Consider the following 18770-nt stretch of genomic DNA (forward strand, 5'->3'; position numbering starts at 1 on the left):
TGAGTATAAATAAAATTATAGTGCGGACCCTCTATGTTACCCTTACTTCGTATATTGTTAATTGAGCAAGACCCCAGCATCTTAAAAGAGCTTTCAACGAATTTGTCAAAAACAATTGCTAATTTTGAGCGAAGCGATATTCATATTGATATTATCGAACGTCTTGAACTTAAAGAAGCGCTTGAGTGTGTTGAAGAAGATGGCGATATTCAAGCTGTTGTACTTAGTTGGGATGTGCAAAATAAAGTAGGCGAGAAAATGTATAGCCGCTTTATCGAGCAACTAAAGAGGATCCGCCTTGAGTTACCCGTTTATGTTATTGGTGATGATACAAAAGGGCTAGAAATCGTTAATGAGTCGGAGGAGATTGAGTCTTTCTTCTTTAAAGATGAAGTAATCTCAGACCCTGAAGCAATTTTAGGTTATATGATTAACGATTTCGATGATCGCTCAGAAACCCCATTTTGGACGGCGTATCGCCGGTATGTTGGCGAGTCGAATGATTCATGGCACACTCCAGGACATAGTGGCGGTTCTAGCTTTAGAAATTCTCCTTATATTAAAGATTTTTATCAGTTTTATGGCCGTAATGTCTTCGTGGGTGACTTGTCGGTGTCAGTCGATTCGTTAGGCTCATTATCAGATAGCACCAATACCATTGGCCGTGCCCAAGAGTCAGCTGCGGCGACGTTTGAAGTCAAGCATACCTATTTCGTTACCAATGGGTCATCTACCTCAAATAAAATCATCTTGCAGACACTGCTTCGCAAGGGCGATAAAGTGATTATTGACCGTAATTGCCATAAATCTGTGCACTATGGCATTTTGCAATCAGCCAGTTTACCCATTTATTTGTCGAGTATTTTAAATCCTAAATATGGGATTTTTGCGCCACCGTCATTGGCTGATATAAAACAAGCAATAGAACAAAATACCGATGCAAAATTACTGGTTCTTACCGGTTGTACTTACGATGGTCTGCTAAGCGACCTCAAACAGGTGGTAGAATTTGCTCATCAGCATGATATTAAGGTGTTTATAGACGAAGCGTGGTTTGCTTACTCGCTGTTTCATCCAAGCTTACGTTACTATTCCGCCATTCATGCTGGCGCTGATTATATTACTCATTCAGCGCATAAAGTGGTATCGGCGTTTTCTCAGGCGTCTTATATTCATGTTAACGATCCTGATTTCGATGCTGATTTCTTTCGCGAGATTTACAGTATTTATGCCAGTACATCGCCGAAATATCAGCTTATCGCGTCGCTTGATGTGTGCCAAAAGCAATTGGAGATGGAAGGCTATAAGTTACTCAATGCTTTGTTGAACCATGTGGAAGAATTTAAACAACAGATGGCTTCACTCAAACAAATTAAAGTGCTTGGTAAACAAGATTTTATGGAAATATTTCCACACTTTAGTGGTGATAACATGGGTCACGATCCGCTAAAAATTCTCATCGACATTAGCGAATTACCCTATTCATTAAAAGATATTCATAAATATCTTCTCGATGAAATTGGCCTAGAAATAGAAAAATACACCCACAGTACCATTTTGGTGTTACTGACTCTTGGCGGCACGCGTTCGAAGATCATTCGTTTATACAATGCGTTGAAAAAACTCGATAGTGGCAAGGTAAAACTAGCCACATCGACGCGACGTTCTCGCTTACCGGAAAACCTACCAGCTATAGACTTAGCCTGTATTCCAAGCGAAGCTTTTTATGGCGAGCGCGAATCGGTACCTATTAGCAAAAGTAACAACCGCATTTGCGCCGGTTTAGTTACGCCCTACCCGCCAGGCATTCCGCTTTTGGTTCCGGGGCAACATATTACACAAGAGCATGTAGACTATCTTAAGGAGCTTGCAGGACAAGGATTAACAATTCAAGGTAGTTTTGATGGCGAAATCTATGTTCTTAAGGGCAAGGTTAAAAAATAGATTTTATGGGTAAAGCTGTTGTTTGGGGTCGAAGAAATTGAATGAGCACAGATCCTATGTATTTTAAAAAACGCGGTTTCTGACAACCGCGTTTTCTCTCTGTTGGCGTGTTCGTTATTTTCGCAACTCAAAGCGACTTAAGCTTTCTTTTAAGTCATGTGCAAGTTTACTTATTTCACTACACGCAATAGCAGTTTGGGAAGTCCCTTCGGTCATTTCTGTAGACTCACTATTTATTTGCTCAACACTACGATTTAAATCTTCAGATACCGCAGTTTGTTCACTACAAGCAGTAGCAATTTGCATGCTCATATCAGCAATTTTAATAACAGATTGCTCTATTTCATCTATTTTTAGTCCTGCGTTTTTAGCTTGTTCTACACACGAAATAATACCTTCATGACACTGCTTACTTGACTGCTCCATTGCTTTCGAGTTTTTCTGCAATAACTCAACTATATCAACAATTTCACGTGTAGAGTCTTGTGTTCTTTTTGCAAGAGAGCGAACCTCATCAGCAACTACGGCAAAACCTCTACCCTGCTCTCCTGCTCTTGCAGCTTCAATTGCCGCATTAAGTGCAAGTAAATTGGTTTGCTCTGCAATTGATCCGATTACGTCAACAACAACATTAATATTATTTGAGCTTGACTCTAAGTCACTAGCCAATCTACCCGATTCACCTATTGTTGACGAAACTTTTGATATTTCACTAACCATTTGATTAAGTAGAAAACTGCCTTCCTTAGCCATATTTGCTGAATCGTTAGCTGAGCCTGCCGCTTGTTCTGTATTTTGCGCAACTTCGGATACTGCTGCCTGCATTTGAGTCATCGCGGATGCAACAGAATGGAGCTCTGACTGCTGATTTTGCATACCTGACGCGGTTTGAGAAGAAATAGCACTTACCTCCTCTACCGCTGATGCTAGCTGAATTGTTGCATCATTCACTTGAGTAACTAGGTTATTTAAATTATTTTGCATTAAATTAATCTGCATTAATAAATTGCCAAGCTCGTCTTTACTTAGACTTTCATCGTCCAAAACAGTATTCAACTTACCTTTAGCAATCGCAGATGCAAATGTGAGAGCCTGCTGGACAGGTGAACGAACTGACTGCACAAGCCATAAAGAAGCTACAATAATAAAGACTATTACTATCAACGCACCAATGAGTGAAGCCCATTGGGTAGAATTCATATTACTTTTAACCGTTAGTGAGATTTCCTCTACTACCAATTCATTTAGTTTAATAGCCTTATTTAAGCTCGCTATAGCATCTTTATATTCTTGAAGACTCATTAGTACAACGTTATTTGCTTCCTCTAACTGTCCTGAAGATAAAAACTGGGCGTATTTACGCGTTTCATTTTGATATATCTGCCATGCAGACTTAAATTTTTTCAAAGCTTGCTCTTCTTCATCAGAAAGAGGTATCGCCTCGTATTTCTTTAAAGTTTCCTCCAATAAACTGCGCTTTTGGTCTAAGTCTTCTAACCACATAGGTAAGTTGGGATCTTTAGCATTTGGGATCAACGAAAACTCATCTTTACGAATTTCAGTTAGGATAACCTGTACGTTTTTTAACTCACTAATAGAGGGTAAGCTATTTTGTGTGATGGTATCAACATTAGCATCTAACTCAGATAAGCTTTTGCTCATAACTAATGTTAATACAAGAAATATGATAAATACTAGAGAAAAGCTCCCCCATATTTTTTTTCCAACACTTAAATCTTTCAAGTTCATATAATTTCTCTTTATTTTAATAGCTACCTTTATCACTAGCTGAGTGCGTGAATTGTAATTTCATTCATTATTAAAAATAAATTACCCTATCGTGAGTTGGATATGGTTGATTGAGTTTAGCTAATATATTTCAGATTGAAAACTTCTAATAAGTATCGTACTTTATTAGTAAAGGTAACTCTTGCTGAAGGTTTCAATAGTTCTTAATTTGGAGTGCCTTAAAACACAAAAGTTAGATTAATAATTTCTCTTTACTTAGCTTATATACTAAATGCTATAAATCTTGTCGCAAAAAGTTAATTCTTAAGGATCATAAACGCAGTTATAACAAAATTATTCACCGCGATATTAAATAAAATTATAGTTTAGCTGAATGAACTTTCATTTGGTTGCCTAAGAGAATATTAATCAATAAAATACATAATAAAATCTAAATAGAATATTGGAAGTCGGTTTACTCTCTAATAAGTTAAAGATTAATTTAACTATTTATCACCTACTAAATATATTACTGTTTAAAAATAAAAACCCTAGAGGTAAAAATGCGTTTATTACATACTATGTTACGTGTCGCTGATCTAGATAAATCAATTGCGTTTTATACTCAAGTACTTGGTATGAAAGAGTTACGCCGTGCTGATAACGAAGAGTACCGCTACACCCTCGCCTTTGTAGGATACGGTGATGAAACTGACACGACAGTACTTGAACTAACCTATAACTGGGATACCGACAGCTACGATTTAGGTAATGCCTATGGCCATATCGCCATTGAGTTTGATGATATTTATAAAGCCTGTGAAGATATTAAGGGCGCTGGTGGTAACGTTAGCCGTGAACCAGGACCAGTAAAGGGTGGCACAACAGAAATTGCGTTTGTAAAAGATCCAGATGGCTACTCAATTGAACTTATTCAGAAAAAATCATAAATAATCACGGGTAGTATTTTACCCATAAAAAAAGGTGCCTTGAGCACCTTTATCGTAATTGACTATCTTTACTGCCACGGCGATTAAACGCGTTAGCATTACTTGGTAGCCCTTCTAATTCCGCTTGGCATGAAATACAGTAGCGCACGCCTGGTAATGCTAACCTTCTTGCTTGTGGTATTCTCTCGTCACACTCATCACAAAGCTCAGCGCTCGCTCCTGAAATTAGGTTACTTCTTGCGTATTGCACTGCATCATTAACACTTACATCTATTTGATCTTGAATTGCGCCATCTCGCGCCCATCCACTTGCCATAAATCCTCCTCATTTTTTGGAAGTTTTATGTAGATTAACAAGTAGAATATTTATAAGCCCTGAATAAAAAACACAGATACTTTTAATTAAGTCTTTTGAGGTTGAACAATACTTGAGTGAATATCGTGACTCTAGGCTTTGATAAACCTAAATATTTAATTTAGAGAGGTATTTTATAGACGAACGTAAGAAATGCTTGAACAGAAAGTTTTTTATCTTAATAACACATACCTACTTTAGAAAAAGTAAGTGGCGTCCCCAAGGGGATTCGAACCCCTGTTACCGCCGTGAAAGGGCGGTGTCCTAGGCCTCTAGACGATGGGGACACTAAAAAAGTGTCACTAGGACAACTGAATGGTTTAACTCGTTTCAGGCGAGTTGCTTAATAACACTGCACTTCCCTATTAGAAATAAGTAAGTGGCGTCCCCAAGGGGATTCGAACCCCTGTTACCGCCGTGAAAGGGCGGTGTCCTAGGCCTCTAGACGATGGGGACACTAAAAAGTGTCACTAGGACAACTGAATAGTTTAGACTCGATTCAGACGAGCTTTAATAACACTACCCTACTGTATAATAGTAAGTGGCGTCCCCAAGGGGATTCGAACCCCTGTTACCGCCGTGAAAGGGCGGTGTCCTAGGCCTCTAGACGATGGGGACACTAAAAAGTGTCACTAGGACAACTGAAAGTTTAGACTCGATTCAGACGAGCTTTAATAACACTACCCTACTGTATAATAGTAAGTGGCGTCCCCAAGGGGATTCGAACCCCTGTTACCGCCGTGAAAGGGCGGTGTCCTAGGCCTCTAGACGATGGGGACACTAAAAAGTGTCACTAGGACAACTGAATGGTTTAACTCGTTTCAGGCGAGTTGCTTAATAACACTGCACTTCCCTATTAGAAATAAGTAAGTGGCGTCCCCAAGGGGATTCGAACCCCTGTTACCGCCGTGAAAGGGCGGTGTCCTAGGCCTCTAGACGATGGGGACACTAAAAAGTGTCACTAGGACAACTGAAAGTTTAGACTCGATTCAGACGAGCTTTAATAACACTACCCTACTGTATAATAGTAAGTGGCGTCCCCAAGGGGATTCGAACCCCTGTTACCGCCGTGAAAGGGCGGTGTCCTAGGCCTCTAGACGATGGGGACACTAAAAAGTGTCACTAGGACAATTGATTAGTTAAACTCACATCCTGAGCTTTAAGGTAATGGCGCAATAGTACAAATAAAGACTCGAGCTTTATGTGTTACGCTATTTTCTCGGTAAAACCGCCTTTAACTAAAAGTTAAGTGGCGTCCCCAAGGGGATTCGAACCCCTGTTACCGCCGTGAAAGGGCGGTGTCCTAGGCCTCTAGACGATGGGGACACAGAAAACTGCTACCCTAGGACAAACACTAAAAATTGGTGGAGCTATGCGGGATCGAACCGCAGACCTCTTCGCTGCCAGCGAAGCGCTCTCCCAGCTGAGCTATAGCCCCAACTTATTCAATACGCTCGGTGATAACCACGTCGTGTATCGCTTAGTGCGGGGCGCATTCTATGCACCCCCCAAAATAAAGTCAACAGTTTTTTGTGCGACATTATTTAAATGGTTTAATTTTCAACAAACTGGCTATCATACATGCTAAAAAGTAGATTTTCATAGTATTTAGTAACCATGAGTTACGTTAAGTGTGCCACATTTGCGTTTGAGTTGAGAATAACGACTTTATAATACTAAAAGTACCTATTCACATCGGACTCAAAAGGTATACATTTATATGCAAATTGAGTTATCACTGCTTTTCTCCTAAAACGGGCCTACTTCCATCATAGCCTAGCTGGATTTTATTAAATGCTAATTGTAAAGCTTAACTATGCTAAGCGATAAACAACTTGTTAATTTGAGTGGTTTAAACAATTGAATAACATCGGCAGGATGATCTGCACTAGAAAGCTTTACTTTGATTTCTTGGTTGCAACCCTGGCTCGGCAAATCAATTACCACTAAATTGAATTAATTTTCATCCTTAAAAAGCAACAGAGCCCTATCAAGTGAATATGAATGTAGTTACATTAGCGCCCAGCCATGCATGCTTATTGTTCGTTTTATGTTACCTTGTTGATAAAGTGAACACCATTTGCATTGTATTGATTATAAAAGCTTCATTCAGCACATTTTTATCATTCAAGTGTTGACACATTTACAAGTCTATCTATAATAGCGCCCCACAACAACGCAGCAATGCGGTGTTGTTTAGATGCGGGTGATTAGCTCAGTTGGGAGAGCATCGCCCTTACAAGGCGAGGGTCACTGGTTCAAGTCCAGTATCACCCACCACATTTTAATGTGTCGTATCTAAGTTCTGTACGGGTTTATTAACCCAATCAGAAAAAGAGAGCATTATTTTACTTACAAGTAATTGCTATGTTCACTGGTTAAAGTCCAGTACTATTTATTTTAATAGTAGCGTTTTAATTTATATGTGGGTGATTAGCTCAGTTGGGAGAGCATCGCCCTTACAAGGCGAGGGTCACTGGTTCAAGTCCAGTATCACCCACCACATATAAAATCTATTATTATGTTAATAGTCATGTGTAAATTTGTAATATGGGTCGTTAGCTCAGTTACAAGAAATGAGAGCATCACCGCTATTTACAAGTAACGGCGAGGTTCACTGGTTAAAGTCCAGTACTATTTATTTTAATAGTAGCGTTTTAATTTATATGTGGGTGATTAGCTCAGTTGGGAGAGCATCGCCCTTACAAGGCGAGGGTCACTGGTTCAAGTCCAGTATCACCCACCACATATAAAATCTATTATTATGTTAATAGTCATGTGTAAATTTGTAATATGGGTCGTTAGCTCAGTTACAAGAAATGAGAGCATCACCGCTATTTACAAGTAACGGCGAAGTTCACTGGTTAAAGTCCAGTACTGTTTATTTTAATAGTAGCGTTTTAATTTATATGTGGGTGATTAGCTCAGTTGGGAGAGCATCGCCCTTACAAGGCGAGGGTCACTGGTTCAAGTCCAGTATCACCCACCACATATAAAATCTATTATTATGTTAATAGTCATGTGTAAATTTGTAATATGGGTCGTTAGCTCAGTTGGGAGAGCATCGCCCTTACAAGGCGAGGGTCACTGGTTCAAGTCCAGTACGACCCACCATTCTTTGAATGGTGCATATTACAAGATGTCTAAATGGGTGATTAGCTCAGTTAGAAAAAGAGAGCATCACCGCTATTTACAAGTAACGGCGAAGTTCACTGGTTAAAGTCCAGTACTATTTATTATAATAGTTTTGATTAATTTATATGTGGGTGATTAGCTCAGTTGGGAGAGCATCGCCCTTACAAGGCGAGGGTCACTGGTTCAAGTCCAGTATCACCCACCACATATAAAAATTTATTATATAAATAGTTACATGTGTAAATTTGTAATATGGGTCGTTAGCTCAGTTGGGAGAGCATCGCCCTTACAAGGCGAGGGTCACTGGTTCAAGTCCAGTACGACCCACCATTCTTTGAATGGTGCATATTACAAAAATCTAAATCCTCCAGTACCACCTTCCATTTTAATATTCATTATCCTCCACTCTTTTAGTTCAAGTTCAGTATTAATTACCATTTAGAAATTCGTTACCAAGTAATTCTTCGGTTTCAAAAAATCAGTATTCCAATCACATACCAAAAATTTATCTTTCGAGTTTTATTATCTTCAAAATCATTTTGTTTAAACTTACTTTATTACGCGTGCTATTCATTTACTTTAAATGGGTTTTTAGCTCTTTTAAGATAAAAATATAAACCTTTAGAATTAATTTGCTTAATAAGCTCTCATCTTCGAGGCGAATCTTTAAATTACCTTGTAAGCGTCTAAACTGTTGATTATAGTCTGTGTTAAATTCAATTACGCTTAAGCCAATGTCTAAAAATATTTTCAATGAAGCAAAAATACTGATTGTAGAAGAGCAGCCACTTGCTCAAAGCTACATGAAACAGTCGCTCGAAAAAATTGGCTTTGGACATATGCGTTTTGCAGATCATGCCTTAGCGGCAAAAGAACAATGCTTACATGAAGAATTTGACTTGGTAATTTGCTCTTTTAATCTAAGCAAACGCCAAGATGGCTACCAGCTTTATGAAGAATTACGCGCTAAAGCATTAATAAAACACTCTACTGGGTTTATTTTTACATCTGCGGAAACTAGCGGAGAGTTAGTTCACAGTGTATTAGAACTTCAACCCGATGACTTTTTAGTAAAACCCTTCTCTGTACAAGAGTTAAGAGTGCGCATAGAGCGTATTCTCAAACGTAAAAGCGACTTAAAAGCTATATACACTTTAATTGATGACGATAACCAGTCTAAAGCATTGAAACAAATTAATGCCCAACTCGATAAAAGTAATAAATACAGCCCTATTCTACTTAGATTAAAAGGCAATATTTTACTGGCGCTAAAACAAAACCAAGAAGCGAAAGATTTTTTTAAGTCAGTTTTGAATATGCAAAAGTTTGCATGGGCAAAAGTAGGATTGGTAGAAGCCTTAATTGCTAACAATGAGCATATTTTGGCTCAGCGCATGCTTAAAACAATGCTTGAACGTAATGAGACTCGACTTATAGCCTTAGACTTATTGGGGCGTTTAGAAATAAAACTAAACCAATTTGATTTAGCCCAAGACTTTTTAAGCCAAGCGACACATATTGCTCCACGTAATATAGACCGTCAAAAATCACTGAACAGCGTATCGCTCATTAATAGAGATTATGAAACCAGCTACTTAACTCAAAAAGATATTGCCACTTATGCTAAGTACTCTATGCATGATAGCCCAGACATTTATTTAAATGCTGCTCGTGCTGGGATTGATTTTGCATTGACCACAGATCAAACTGACCAAATAAACAGGATCTCTCGTCAAACAAATAAATATATTAATGAGCTAAAAACACAATTCCCAACCAGTAATGCGCAAACTCAAATCGATGTGCTCAATGCACGCCTTTATTATTTAAAAGATGAACATAAAAAAGCGAAACAGCTCATTGAGCAACTTGATGACAGCGATACTCAAATACGTTCAGTAGATGGTGCCCTAGACAAGGCAAAAGCACTGCATGAATTAGGTTTTCACCAAAAGGCGCAAGCGCTATTTAGCCAAATAATTGATCATTGCGAACGTCACCCAAGTAGAAGCGATGCTACTTACTTGCGTTATATACAGCAACAGCAAAGTGAAAGACGTGATATTAAAATGGGGCCGAAAGAGCTCAATAATCATGCTGTTAAGCAGTTTGAGCGCGGCCAATTAAATGTTGCCTTAGAGGCATTCAGCCAAGCATTTAGAGTCATGCCACACAATCCAAGTATTGCGCTTAATTTATTGCAATGTTTAGTGGATAAGTCAAAAAAACATGGTGACTCTTTCAATAGTCTGTTGGCCCAAAAGTGCTTTAAACTATTAAAAAAATCCCCCTTAGCAGAAGAGCAATCAGAGCGGTTCGATAAACTACTTCAGATTGCTAAAGAAATGAAACTAGAGATTAGTTAGAGCCTGTTTGGCATTAATGCTACGTTATCGCCTATTTATGGGGAGTAACCACACCACATAGGCGCTGCCTTGCCTAAATCCCAAACAGACCGCTGCAAATTTAACCTTGAAAGGTCAACAGACCCTAGAGCTTTTTCATTGCCAGTGCGTTTACACAGTAGCGTAAACCAGTAGGAAGTGGCCCATCAGGGAAAATATGCCCTAAATGCGCATCACACACATTACAAACAACTTCAACTCGCTCCATGCCATGACTATTATCCATGACATAACCAATCGCTTCCTCAGTTGCCGGTTGGGTAAATGAAGGCCAGCCGGTGCCACTATCAAACTTTTCATCTGCATCAAATAGTAAGTTGTCACAACAAACACACACATACTTACCTGGCTCTAGCAAGGTACAACTACTCGAACTATTTGGTCGTTCAGTTCCCTTTTTACGGGTCACATAATATTGCTCTTCGTTTAACAGTTCGCGCCATTGCTGATCTGTTTTAACCACTTTTCGAACCGGTGTTGGATTGCCATGGTTGGCAAAATTAACAATATCGTTCCACTTCAACATAAGAACCTCATTACGTTATTAATTTAACTAGCAATCATTTACTTGTAGTCTGGTACGCCTGTGGCTAATACCACGATCAACGCTATCTAAAGACTATAGTGTGCTTTTCTGTTGCTGTAAGTATACGGTTTACATAGGCATGCAATTGGGCTTGACTGCCAGGAATGCTCACGCTTAATTGTCTATCATTATTACTGTGCACTATTAGTTCATCGTTTCTTATTTCTATCGACTCAATATTACTGATGACTAACCAATGCGGGCCATTTTTTTTATCAAACAGCCCTGTTAAACTAAAAACAAATAAGTGCTGCGCATCGCGTTGAATAAAATTACGCAGCGGATTGCGCATTTTAAACAACGGCGTTAATCGGTAACAACACGAACAAAACACCACAACCCACATTACTAACCCAGCTTTAAACCAAAGGTGTTCCCCTAAAGAAAAAAAATAGCCACTCGCTATAATAATGAGCCCTATTAAAGCAATTACTTGTGCTATTTTTTTATTGATACTGTGCATAAGCCCTCTTACTTTTTATCAGTTGCTTTTTCTGTCGGCTCGGGCCAATCACTAAAGAAAACACTTAAGTAACGACTTTTTGCCAAATACCACAACACCCATAATACAATCACCATTTGCACAGCTAAAAACAATGAGAAGCGATAGTGGCTATGAGCTGCCTGAATACTTAACCACGACAAATCAATTAATGCACACGCAATCAGCGGCCAACGCATATACCGCCAAATACGCGCCAAGCGTTGTGTTGCTTGATGCGAGTCTCTTGGCCTTCGTAAACAAAATAAAATAGTGGGTACAATGGCTACAGCACCGATCGCTATAGCAATAAAAAAATCATCTTTTGACTTAAAAAACAATGACATTAAATCAAGCTCAGGTCGACGACTCAACGCGGCTATTACCCAAATAAAATAGGCGCGCAATAGTACTAAAATACTCAAGTGAAACGCTAATGGCGTACGATAGCTACCATATTTATCCCAGTATTCAGGCCCATATCGACTCACAACTGATTTTTCCTATCGGCAATAGTGCCCAAAATAAAAAATGCCACTAATAAGGTAAGCGCTAACCACTTAGTGCCAAAAAACAGTAAAGCTTTAGTTAGCAGTGGGCTTAACCACACCACTAACAAGCCAAAGCCAAACGCAGTTATCAACACAAAACACGCCACCCTAATAATAAAGTGGCGCCTAGCTACGACGCCTTTGGTTAACTTTAAAATGTCATCCGCATACAGCGACACTAAGCACACCATTAAAAGCAGTGATAAATGCGGCAAATAGCCCTGTAACCATTGGCCTAGGTCAATTAACAAGGTATTAAGTATATTTGTAAAACTAGCCATTATGAGTCTCTAACAAAGTAATTAAATCATCCTCTGTCAGTATTTCTATACCAAGCTCTTGCGCTTTGGTGAGCTTAGAGCCGGCTTTTTCGCCCGCCACTAAGGCATCTGTTTTTGCTGAAACACTGCCAGAAACCTTGGCGCCTAATTGTTGTAGGCGCGCTTTTGCATCATTACGATTAAGCGTATTAAGCGTCCCAGTTAGCACATAAGTTAAACCCGCTAGCGGCTGTTCTTGCTCTGATGGCGCTGTTAACTGTGGCCAGTTTACTCCTTGCGCTATTAATTCGTTTACCACTGTCAGGTTATGCTCTTCAGCAAAAAAGCCGCGAACATGCTTCGCCACTATTTCACCTACATCGCTTACTTCTATTAGTTGTTCAATGCTGGCATCAATCACGTTTTCAAGCGTTAAAAAGTGATTAGCCAAATTCTGAGCTGTGGCCTCACCGACTTCACGAATACCCAGTGAATATAAAAACTTTGCTAAGGTAGTGGTTTTAGCATCATCAAGCGCCGCAACTAAGTTTTTTGCTGATTTTGGTCCCATTCGTTCAAGTGACTCAAAGTGTCCCTGCTTTAAAATAAATAAATCAGCAGGCGTTTTGATCAGCTCTCGGTCAACTAATTGATCAACAATTTTGTCGCCTAAGCCGTCAATATCTAAAGCCTTACGTGAGGCAAAATGTTTAATCGCTTGTTTGCGCTGTGCTTGACATACCAAGCCGCCTGTACAACGTGCAACAGCTTCTCCTTCAACCCGCTCAACGTGCGAGTCACAAATTGGGCACATAGTTGGAAACACAATCGCTTTTGCATCGCTTGGGCGTTGTTCAAGCACTACTTGGGTAATTTGTGGGATCACATCCCCAGCGCGACGAATAATCACAGTGTCGCCCACTTTAACGCCTAAACGGGCAATTTCATCAGCATTATGCAGCGTTGCATTCGATACCGTAACACCACCAACAAATACCGGCTCTAGTCGCGCAACAGGGGTAATAGCCCCAGTACGCCCTACTTGAAACTCTACATCTAGCAAGTGTGTTATTTCTTCTTGCGCCGGAAACTTATAAGCAATAGCCCAGCGCGGTGCACGCGCAACAAAGCCTAGGCGCTCTTGTAGGGCTTTTTTATTTACTTTTATTACCACGCCATCTATTTCATATTTTAGCTCGCTACGGCGCGTTAAAATGTCATTATAATAGGCAAGCGCGGCCTTTGGGCCTTCAACTAGTTTTGTTTCTGGACACAGTGGTAATCCCCAGTCGGTAAGCTTGGCAAGTTGCTGGTAATGATCTTCAGGTAATGTGCCATCGGCGACCAATCCGGTGCTGTAGGCATAAAACATCAGTGGCCGTTTTGCGGTAATTTTTGAGTCTAGCTGGCGTAAACTGCCCGCTGCCGCATTACGTGGGTTTACAAAAACTTTGTCACCGCGCTTTTCTGCTTCGGCATTTAATTTTTCAAAGCCCGCGCTATCCATAAACACTTCACCGCGCACTTCAAGCTCACGCGGGTAATCATCACCGCGTAACTTTAATGGCACATTGCGAATTGTTTTTACATTTTGGGTAATATTTTCGCCAGTAAAACCATCGCCACGAGTCGCTGCTTGCACTAATACCCCATCGCGATAAATAATCGATACCGCTAAGCCATCCAGTTTAGGCTCACAGCAAAATGTAAGCTCTTCAGTGCTCATTAAACGCTCTTTAATACGACGATTAAAACCATTGAATTCGTCTTCACCAAAAGCGTTATCAAGCGACAACATAGGCACTTGGTGTGCTACTTGCTCAAACTTGGCAAGCGCCGCCCCACCTACTTTTTGAGTAGGTGAATCTGCAGTTAAAAACTCAGGGTGCTGGGTTTCTAATTCGCTCAAAGTACGTAATAAGCGATCATATTCGGCATCGGGTATGCTGGGTGTATCAAGCACATAATAACTATAATTGTGTTGCTCAAGCGTGGTACGAAGATGATTAATTTGCTCACTAATGCTGCTTGCCATGTAGACCTCAAAAACATAAAAAAAGCCACTTTGACGAGTGAACGCCCAGTGGCTTACAAAATTTAACTTATGCGTATATTACGCAGAAAATGCGCGAACCTGCTCAACATATTGACGAATACGCTCTACCGTCATTTCGTTTCGCTCAGCATCCAAGATTTCAGCTCCAAATTCATCTGCTAGCTTCTTAGCGGCGCTGTGCAGCATATTAAACGCAGCAAGGCCATCGCCATCACATGGTAGAGTCATAAATAAGCTCACGCCTGCGGTACTAAACTGTTCCATATTATCAATATCGAACGTGCCAGGGTTATACATATTTACCAGTCTAAATAACACCGGCCCTTGGCCTGCAGGGTCTAGATGGCGATTAAAAAAGCCTTCTTCTGAATATTTAAAACCTAGCGTGTTAACTGCTGGCAGTAATTTACTGCCTTGCATGGTCAGTCCTTCTGGCATTTGAATATGCACAATCACAAAGTCTGAAACATCTTTAGGGGCGTCTTGTTGCGTATCAACAGCCTCTTCGGTTACGACTTCAAGGTCATCTTCAATAGCTGTATCAGCTGGGCTAACATCTATTTGTGGCTCATCAGCGCTGAAGTTTAACTCACTCATTTGTGGCTCTTCTCGTTGCGCTAACGTTGGCTCTTGTGGCTCAGTATGCACAGATGAAGGCTGCTGTTCTTGAACAGGTTCAACTCGCTCGCTTGCAGGGAGTTCAGCATTCTCTTTTTTTCTTACTGACCATAAACCGTGTATTAATAAGCCACCAATGACAAACACACTGATCACAATTAAAACCCATCTTAATTCTTCGGCCATCCCCTCACCTTTTATTATTAATATGCCTAACTGCCATCATTTTACCCAAAACAACTAGCAAATGACTATAAAATTATGCATGTGCAAGTTGCACCGCTTGTTCAATATCTACAGCAACCATGCGCGACACGCCGGGCTCTGCCATGGTTACACCCGTTAATCTACCCGCCATTTCCATTGCAATTTTATTATGGCTTATATAAATAAACTGCACAGATTGTGACATTTCTTCAACCAATCGGCAAAAACGAACCACGTTGGCATCATCCAATGGGGCATCTACCTCGTCCAGCATACAGAATGGAGCTGGATTGAGCCTGAATATAGAAAACACCAATGATAATGCGCTCAGCGCTTTTTCTCCACCACTTAACAAATGAATTGTCGAATTTTTTTTACCCGGAGGTCTTGCCATTATACTAACACCACTTTCGAGTAAATCGTCACTGGTTAATTCTAAGTAAGCACTGCCGCCGCCAAATACTTTTGGAAAAAGCTGACCAAAATCGTGATTCACTTGATCAAAGGTAGACTTAAAGCGCGTTTTAGTTTCACGATCTATTTTATGAATAGCGCCTTCTAAAGCTGTCAATGCCTGGGTTAAATCATCCAGCTGATTATTTAAATAATCACTTCTTTGCTTAGCTTGTTCAAATTCATCAATGGCTGCAAGGTTAACGGCTCCTAATTGCTCTAGCTGATTACTGACTCCAGCAAGTTGATTTTGCGCTGCGTTTAATGACAACTCTGCAGGAAGCTCTGCTAAAACCTGTTTTAAATTTTGATTAAGCTCGCTAAGTGGCTCAAGTACTGCTTGCGCTTTTATTAATAGGCTTTGCTCTTCAATGCTCAGCTTCTGGTGTTGCTCTTGTAATGCCACCAGCTCAGTTTGTGACGTTTTTAAACTCGCTTGTTTGGTTTGTAATTCTTGTTTTGCTTGAGCTAACTGCTGTTGAATATCCACAAGGGTTTGTTCGCCTTGTTGGTGCTGTACTAATAATTGTTCAATACTTAGTGCAAGCTCTTGCTCAGGAATAAGTAACGCCTCAATTTGCTCTATTAGCTCTTGCGTTCCTTCTACAGCCATTGTTAATGCTTGTTCGGCATGGTTCAGCTTGGTTTGACTGAGCTGCCACTCACTACGCACTTTTTGCTCATTAAGGTTTGCCTGGTGTGCTTGCGTTTTATACTGTTCAGCATTATTTAAAGCTTGTTTGTAACGTTCATCACTATTTATTCGTGTGCTATCGGCTTGGTTAAGCTCTTCAGCTAAGGCCTCTAATTGCTCTGCAAGCTGTTCATTTTTATCAAGCTCTTCGCCCAACAATTCGCTTAACTGCTGCTGTTGTTCTAGCAGTGGCTGACGTTGTTGTTGTAATTTCGTCACCTGTTGCTGATGTTGATCAGCTTGCGCTTTGAGCATATCACCACGCGTTGTTGCTACAGCAAGTTGTTGTGCTAATTGATGAATAGTGTCTTTGCGCTCGTTTTGCTGCTCGGTTATTAATGCAGCTTGCGCTTGATGTTCTTCAAGTGTGGAGTGTGCGTCCGTCAATGCCTGTTGTTGTTGCTCAAGTAAGGTTTCTTGCTGCTTGAGCTTTTTGTGCATTAATAATAAGGAATTTTCTGCATTTTTTTCGCCACTGAGATGCCAATTTCGACCATGTAACGCCCCTTGCTTGTCCATCACTGCAATATAACTGGCATCGTTAAGATGGTGTGTTTGACCCTCGGCATCATAAGCAATATGGTTTAATAACTCGGGGTAGATACCAGCGCTAATAAAGGCAGCAATACTATTGCTTGCCACAGACTGTGAGGGTATTTGCCACGTGCTATTTTCTGCTTTACCTGGTGAAACATGAATATGCTCAAGTGATGACAGCGCCTGCTCTACTAAAAACTCATAATCAGGCTGAACAGTTAACTGCTTGAATAAAGTTAAAGTTTTATCGCTGTTTTTTTCAAGTCCAAGGGTAGTTTTTAGCCCTGCTATACCGGCTTTTAGTTCATTAACTTGCTGAGATAAATGCTGCCATTGCTGCTGAGCTTCATCAAGCTGTTGCTGCTGTATTGCCTGAGCACTTTGACCTCTACTATGAGCAGTTTGCGCGTTAGCCAGCTGCTCTGTTAGCGTTTGCCTGTGCTGCTGTTGCTGAATTAATTGCTGCTCTATCTCACTGCGTTTTAACTCATCTATTTGCTCATCAAGCTGCGTTAGTTGTTGCTTAACATAACTGATTTTCTGCTCTGTATGTTTTACTGCATTTGCATGCGCTAGCTGCTGATTATTTAATTTTTGATAGTCTTCTGTTAGTGATTGCCACTGTGACGTGTCGGCATTTTTAATCTCCAGCAGCCGATTAACCTCATCGGTAAGTTCTATAACCTGCTCGCTACACATTAAGTTATGCTCTACAGCCTGTTGCAAGTTGTCATCTAACTCTTGGCAAAGACTTTGTTGCTGCGTTTTGACTTCTTCACTTTGGTTTTTTTGTTGCTCTAACTTGGCTAAATTTTGTTTCAGTGAAAGCGTTTGTTGCTTAATGCTAATCTGCTGCTGTTCACTGCGAGTCAATTCAGTATGCGTATGATGCTGCTGTTGCTGTGCATCATCGAGTTTATCTTGTTGAGCTTGCACTTGAGCATCAAGGCTTGCCAGAACATCATCATGGCCTGAATGCGCCGTTTTAAAGAAGCTGATTTGGTCATCCAGCTTTTTTATTTGCGCACTTTTATCGAGCTGTTGCTGATGCAGTTTTTGCCATTTTAATACCGCTATTTGCCCCTTTAAGGTGCGCTCTTGGGATTTAAGTTCGCGATATTTTTTAGCCTCAACCGATTGTACCGCCAGTTTATCAAGCTGGTTTTGTAACTCTTGACGAACATCAAGCAGTCGCTCTAAGTTTTCTCTGGTGCTTTTTATGCGTGTTTGCGTTTCGCGGCGGCGCTCTTTGTATTTAGAGACCCCTGCGGCTTCTTCTAAGAAAACACGTAGCTCTTGCGGTTTGCTCTCAATTAAACGTGAGATCATCCCTTGTTCAATAATAGCGTAGCTTCGCGGCCCAAGGCCCGTGCCTAAAAATATGTCGGTAATATCACGTTTTCGGCATTTACTGCCATTTAGAAAGTACAATGACTGACCATCGCGAGTCACCAAACGCTTAATAGCCACTTGGTTACGATCAGCAAAAGTATTGGGTAACTTACCCTGGGTATTATCAAAGATTAATTCAACGGAGGCTTGCGAAATGGGCTTGCGGTTAGTAGAGCCATTAAAAATGACATCGGTCATGGCATCGCCACGTAAATTTTTAGCTGAGCTTTCACCAAGCACCCATCGCACCGCATCAATGACGTTTGATTTGCCACAGCCATTAGGGCCGACAACACACGTCATTTGGTCAGGAAATGGAATTTTAGTGGGCTCTACAAACGATTTAAAGCCCGCTAATTTAATAGTGCTTAAGCGCATTTTATTGTTATTACCGATTTATTATTGTTTTTTACTATAA

The 18770-nt window shown here is 40.4% G+C and carries 12 protein-coding genes and 15 tRNA genes; 10 read left to right on the forward strand and 17 right to left on the reverse strand.

The features are described from left to right. Positions 1-33 precede the first annotated feature (33 nt). Positions 34-1944 (forward strand): aminotransferase class V-fold PLP-dependent enzyme, encoded by a 1911-nt coding sequence (locus ACNSN3_RS09070; protein ID WP_418607105.1) that lies wholly within the window; start codon positions 34-36, stop codon positions 1942-1944. Between the two features lie 114 nt (positions 1945-2058). Here the strand turns inward: ACNSN3_RS09070 and ACNSN3_RS09075 are convergent, their stop codons facing one another. Further along, positions 2059-3693: a methyl-accepting chemotaxis protein gene (locus tag ACNSN3_RS09075; protein ID WP_054201184.1), complete on the reverse strand. Its 1635-nt coding sequence runs from the start codon at positions 3691-3693 to the stop codon at positions 2059-2061. Positions 3694-4235: 542 nt separating this feature from the next. Between ACNSN3_RS09075 and gloA the strand changes: the two genes are divergently transcribed. Beyond that, on the forward strand, positions 4236-4622 hold the full coding sequence (gloA, locus tag ACNSN3_RS09080) for a lactoylglutathione lyase (RefSeq protein ID WP_055013361.1): 387 nt from the start codon (positions 4236-4238) through the stop codon (positions 4620-4622). A gap of 49 nt (positions 4623-4671) precedes the next feature. On the opposite strand, the gene ACNSN3_RS09085 is transcribed toward gloA, so the two are convergent. The 9 genes from ACNSN3_RS09085 to ACNSN3_RS09125 form a co-directional block, all read right to left on the reverse strand. After that, the gene (locus ACNSN3_RS09085) at positions 4672-4938 is read right to left on the reverse strand and encodes a DksA/TraR family C4-type zinc finger protein (RefSeq protein ID WP_418607107.1); all 267 of its coding nucleotides are present in this window, start codon (positions 4936-4938) and stop codon (positions 4672-4674) included. A 250-nt stretch (positions 4939-5188) separates the two neighbouring features. Beyond that, a tRNA-Glu gene (locus ACNSN3_RS09090) sits at positions 5189-5264 on the reverse strand. A gap of 93 nt (positions 5265-5357) precedes the next feature. Then, positions 5358-5433, reverse strand: a tRNA-Glu gene (locus tag ACNSN3_RS09095). An 86-nt stretch (positions 5434-5519) separates the two neighbouring features. Continuing rightward, positions 5520-5595 (reverse strand) — tRNA-Glu (locus tag ACNSN3_RS09100). A gap of 85 nt (positions 5596-5680) precedes the next feature. Further along, positions 5681-5756, reverse strand: a tRNA-Glu gene (locus ACNSN3_RS09105). Positions 5757-5848: 92 nt separating this feature from the next. Continuing rightward, positions 5849-5924: transfer RNA gene (locus tag ACNSN3_RS09110), tRNA-Glu, on the reverse strand. Between the two features lie 85 nt (positions 5925-6009). Continuing rightward, a tRNA-Glu gene (locus ACNSN3_RS09115) sits at positions 6010-6085 on the reverse strand. Between the two features lie 142 nt (positions 6086-6227). Continuing rightward, positions 6228-6303: transfer RNA gene (locus tag ACNSN3_RS09120), tRNA-Glu, on the reverse strand. 36 nt (positions 6304-6339) lie between these two features. Then, positions 6340-6415 (reverse strand) — tRNA-Ala (locus ACNSN3_RS09125). Between the two features lie 766 nt (positions 6416-7181). On the opposite strand from ACNSN3_RS09125, the gene ACNSN3_RS09130 reads away from it, so the two are divergent. The 8 genes from ACNSN3_RS09130 (at position 7182) to ACNSN3_RS09165 (ending at position 10478) form a co-directional block, all read left to right on the forward strand. After that, positions 7182-7257 (forward strand) — tRNA-Val (locus ACNSN3_RS09130). A gap of 147 nt (positions 7258-7404) precedes the next feature. Further along, positions 7405-7480: transfer RNA gene (locus ACNSN3_RS09135), tRNA-Val, on the forward strand. 167 nt (positions 7481-7647) lie between these two features. Then, positions 7648-7723: transfer RNA gene (locus ACNSN3_RS09140), tRNA-Val, on the forward strand. 167 nt (positions 7724-7890) lie between these two features. Beyond that, positions 7891-7966, forward strand: a tRNA-Val gene (locus tag ACNSN3_RS09145). Positions 7967-8015: 49 nt separating this feature from the next. Continuing rightward, a tRNA-Val gene (locus ACNSN3_RS09150) sits at positions 8016-8091 on the forward strand. A gap of 150 nt (positions 8092-8241) precedes the next feature. Further along, positions 8242-8317 (forward strand) — tRNA-Val (locus tag ACNSN3_RS09155). Positions 8318-8366: 49 nt separating this feature from the next. Further along, positions 8367-8442: transfer RNA gene (locus ACNSN3_RS09160), tRNA-Val, on the forward strand. Positions 8443-8846: 404 nt separating this feature from the next. Next, positions 8847-10478 carry a response regulator gene (locus ACNSN3_RS09165; protein WP_021033161.1) on the forward strand — a complete coding sequence of 544 codons (1632 nt, stop codon included), beginning with the start codon at positions 8847-8849 and terminating at the stop codon, positions 10476-10478. Positions 10479-10602: 124 nt separating this feature from the next. Here the strand turns inward: ACNSN3_RS09165 and msrB are convergent, their stop codons facing one another. The 7 genes from msrB to ACNSN3_RS09200 all read right to left on the reverse strand — a co-directional run bounded on the left by msrB (position 10603) and on the right by ACNSN3_RS09200 (position 18730). Then, positions 10603-11043, reverse strand: a complete 441-nt coding sequence (gene msrB / locus ACNSN3_RS09170; protein ID WP_008115220.1) for a peptide-methionine (R)-S-oxide reductase MsrB — start codon at positions 11041-11043, stop codon at positions 10603-10605. 82 nt (positions 11044-11125) lie between these two features. Further along, positions 11126-11566 carry a hypothetical protein gene (locus ACNSN3_RS09175; RefSeq protein ID WP_055013310.1) on the reverse strand — a complete coding sequence of 147 codons (441 nt, stop codon included), beginning with the start codon at positions 11564-11566 and terminating at the stop codon, positions 11126-11128. Positions 11567-11574: 8 nt separating this feature from the next. After that, positions 11575-12075, reverse strand: coding sequence for a DUF2919 domain-containing protein (locus ACNSN3_RS09180; RefSeq protein ID WP_055013311.1), 501 nt, complete (start codon positions 12073-12075; stop codon positions 11575-11577). Further along, positions 12072-12416 carry a DUF3392 family protein gene (locus ACNSN3_RS09185; protein WP_008115215.1) on the reverse strand — a complete coding sequence of 115 codons (345 nt, stop codon included), beginning with the start codon at positions 12414-12416 and terminating at the stop codon, positions 12072-12074. Before ACNSN3_RS09185 ends, ACNSN3_RS09180 begins: the two co-directional genes overlap by 4 nt. Then, positions 12409-14430 (reverse strand): NAD-dependent DNA ligase LigA, encoded by a 2022-nt coding sequence (gene ligA / locus ACNSN3_RS09190; protein ID WP_418607110.1) that lies wholly within the window; start codon positions 14428-14430, stop codon positions 12409-12411. The genes ACNSN3_RS09185 and ligA overlap by 8 nt, the downstream gene beginning before the upstream one ends. A 78-nt stretch (positions 14431-14508) precedes the next feature. Next, the gene (gene zipA, locus ACNSN3_RS09195) at positions 14509-15255 is read right to left on the reverse strand and encodes a cell division protein ZipA (protein WP_054202488.1); all 747 of its coding nucleotides are present in this window, start codon (positions 15253-15255) and stop codon (positions 14509-14511) included. 73 nt (positions 15256-15328) lie between these two features. After that, positions 15329-18730 (reverse strand): chromosome segregation SMC family protein, encoded by a 3402-nt coding sequence (locus ACNSN3_RS09200; protein WP_418607112.1) that lies wholly within the window; start codon positions 18728-18730, stop codon positions 15329-15331. Positions 18731-18770 lie beyond the last annotated feature (40 nt).

This window comes from Pseudoalteromonas sp. US3C1004 (assembly GCF_048401065.1).
Taxonomy (GTDB): domain Bacteria; phylum Pseudomonadota; class Gammaproteobacteria; order Enterobacterales; family Alteromonadaceae; genus Pseudoalteromonas; species Pseudoalteromonas undina.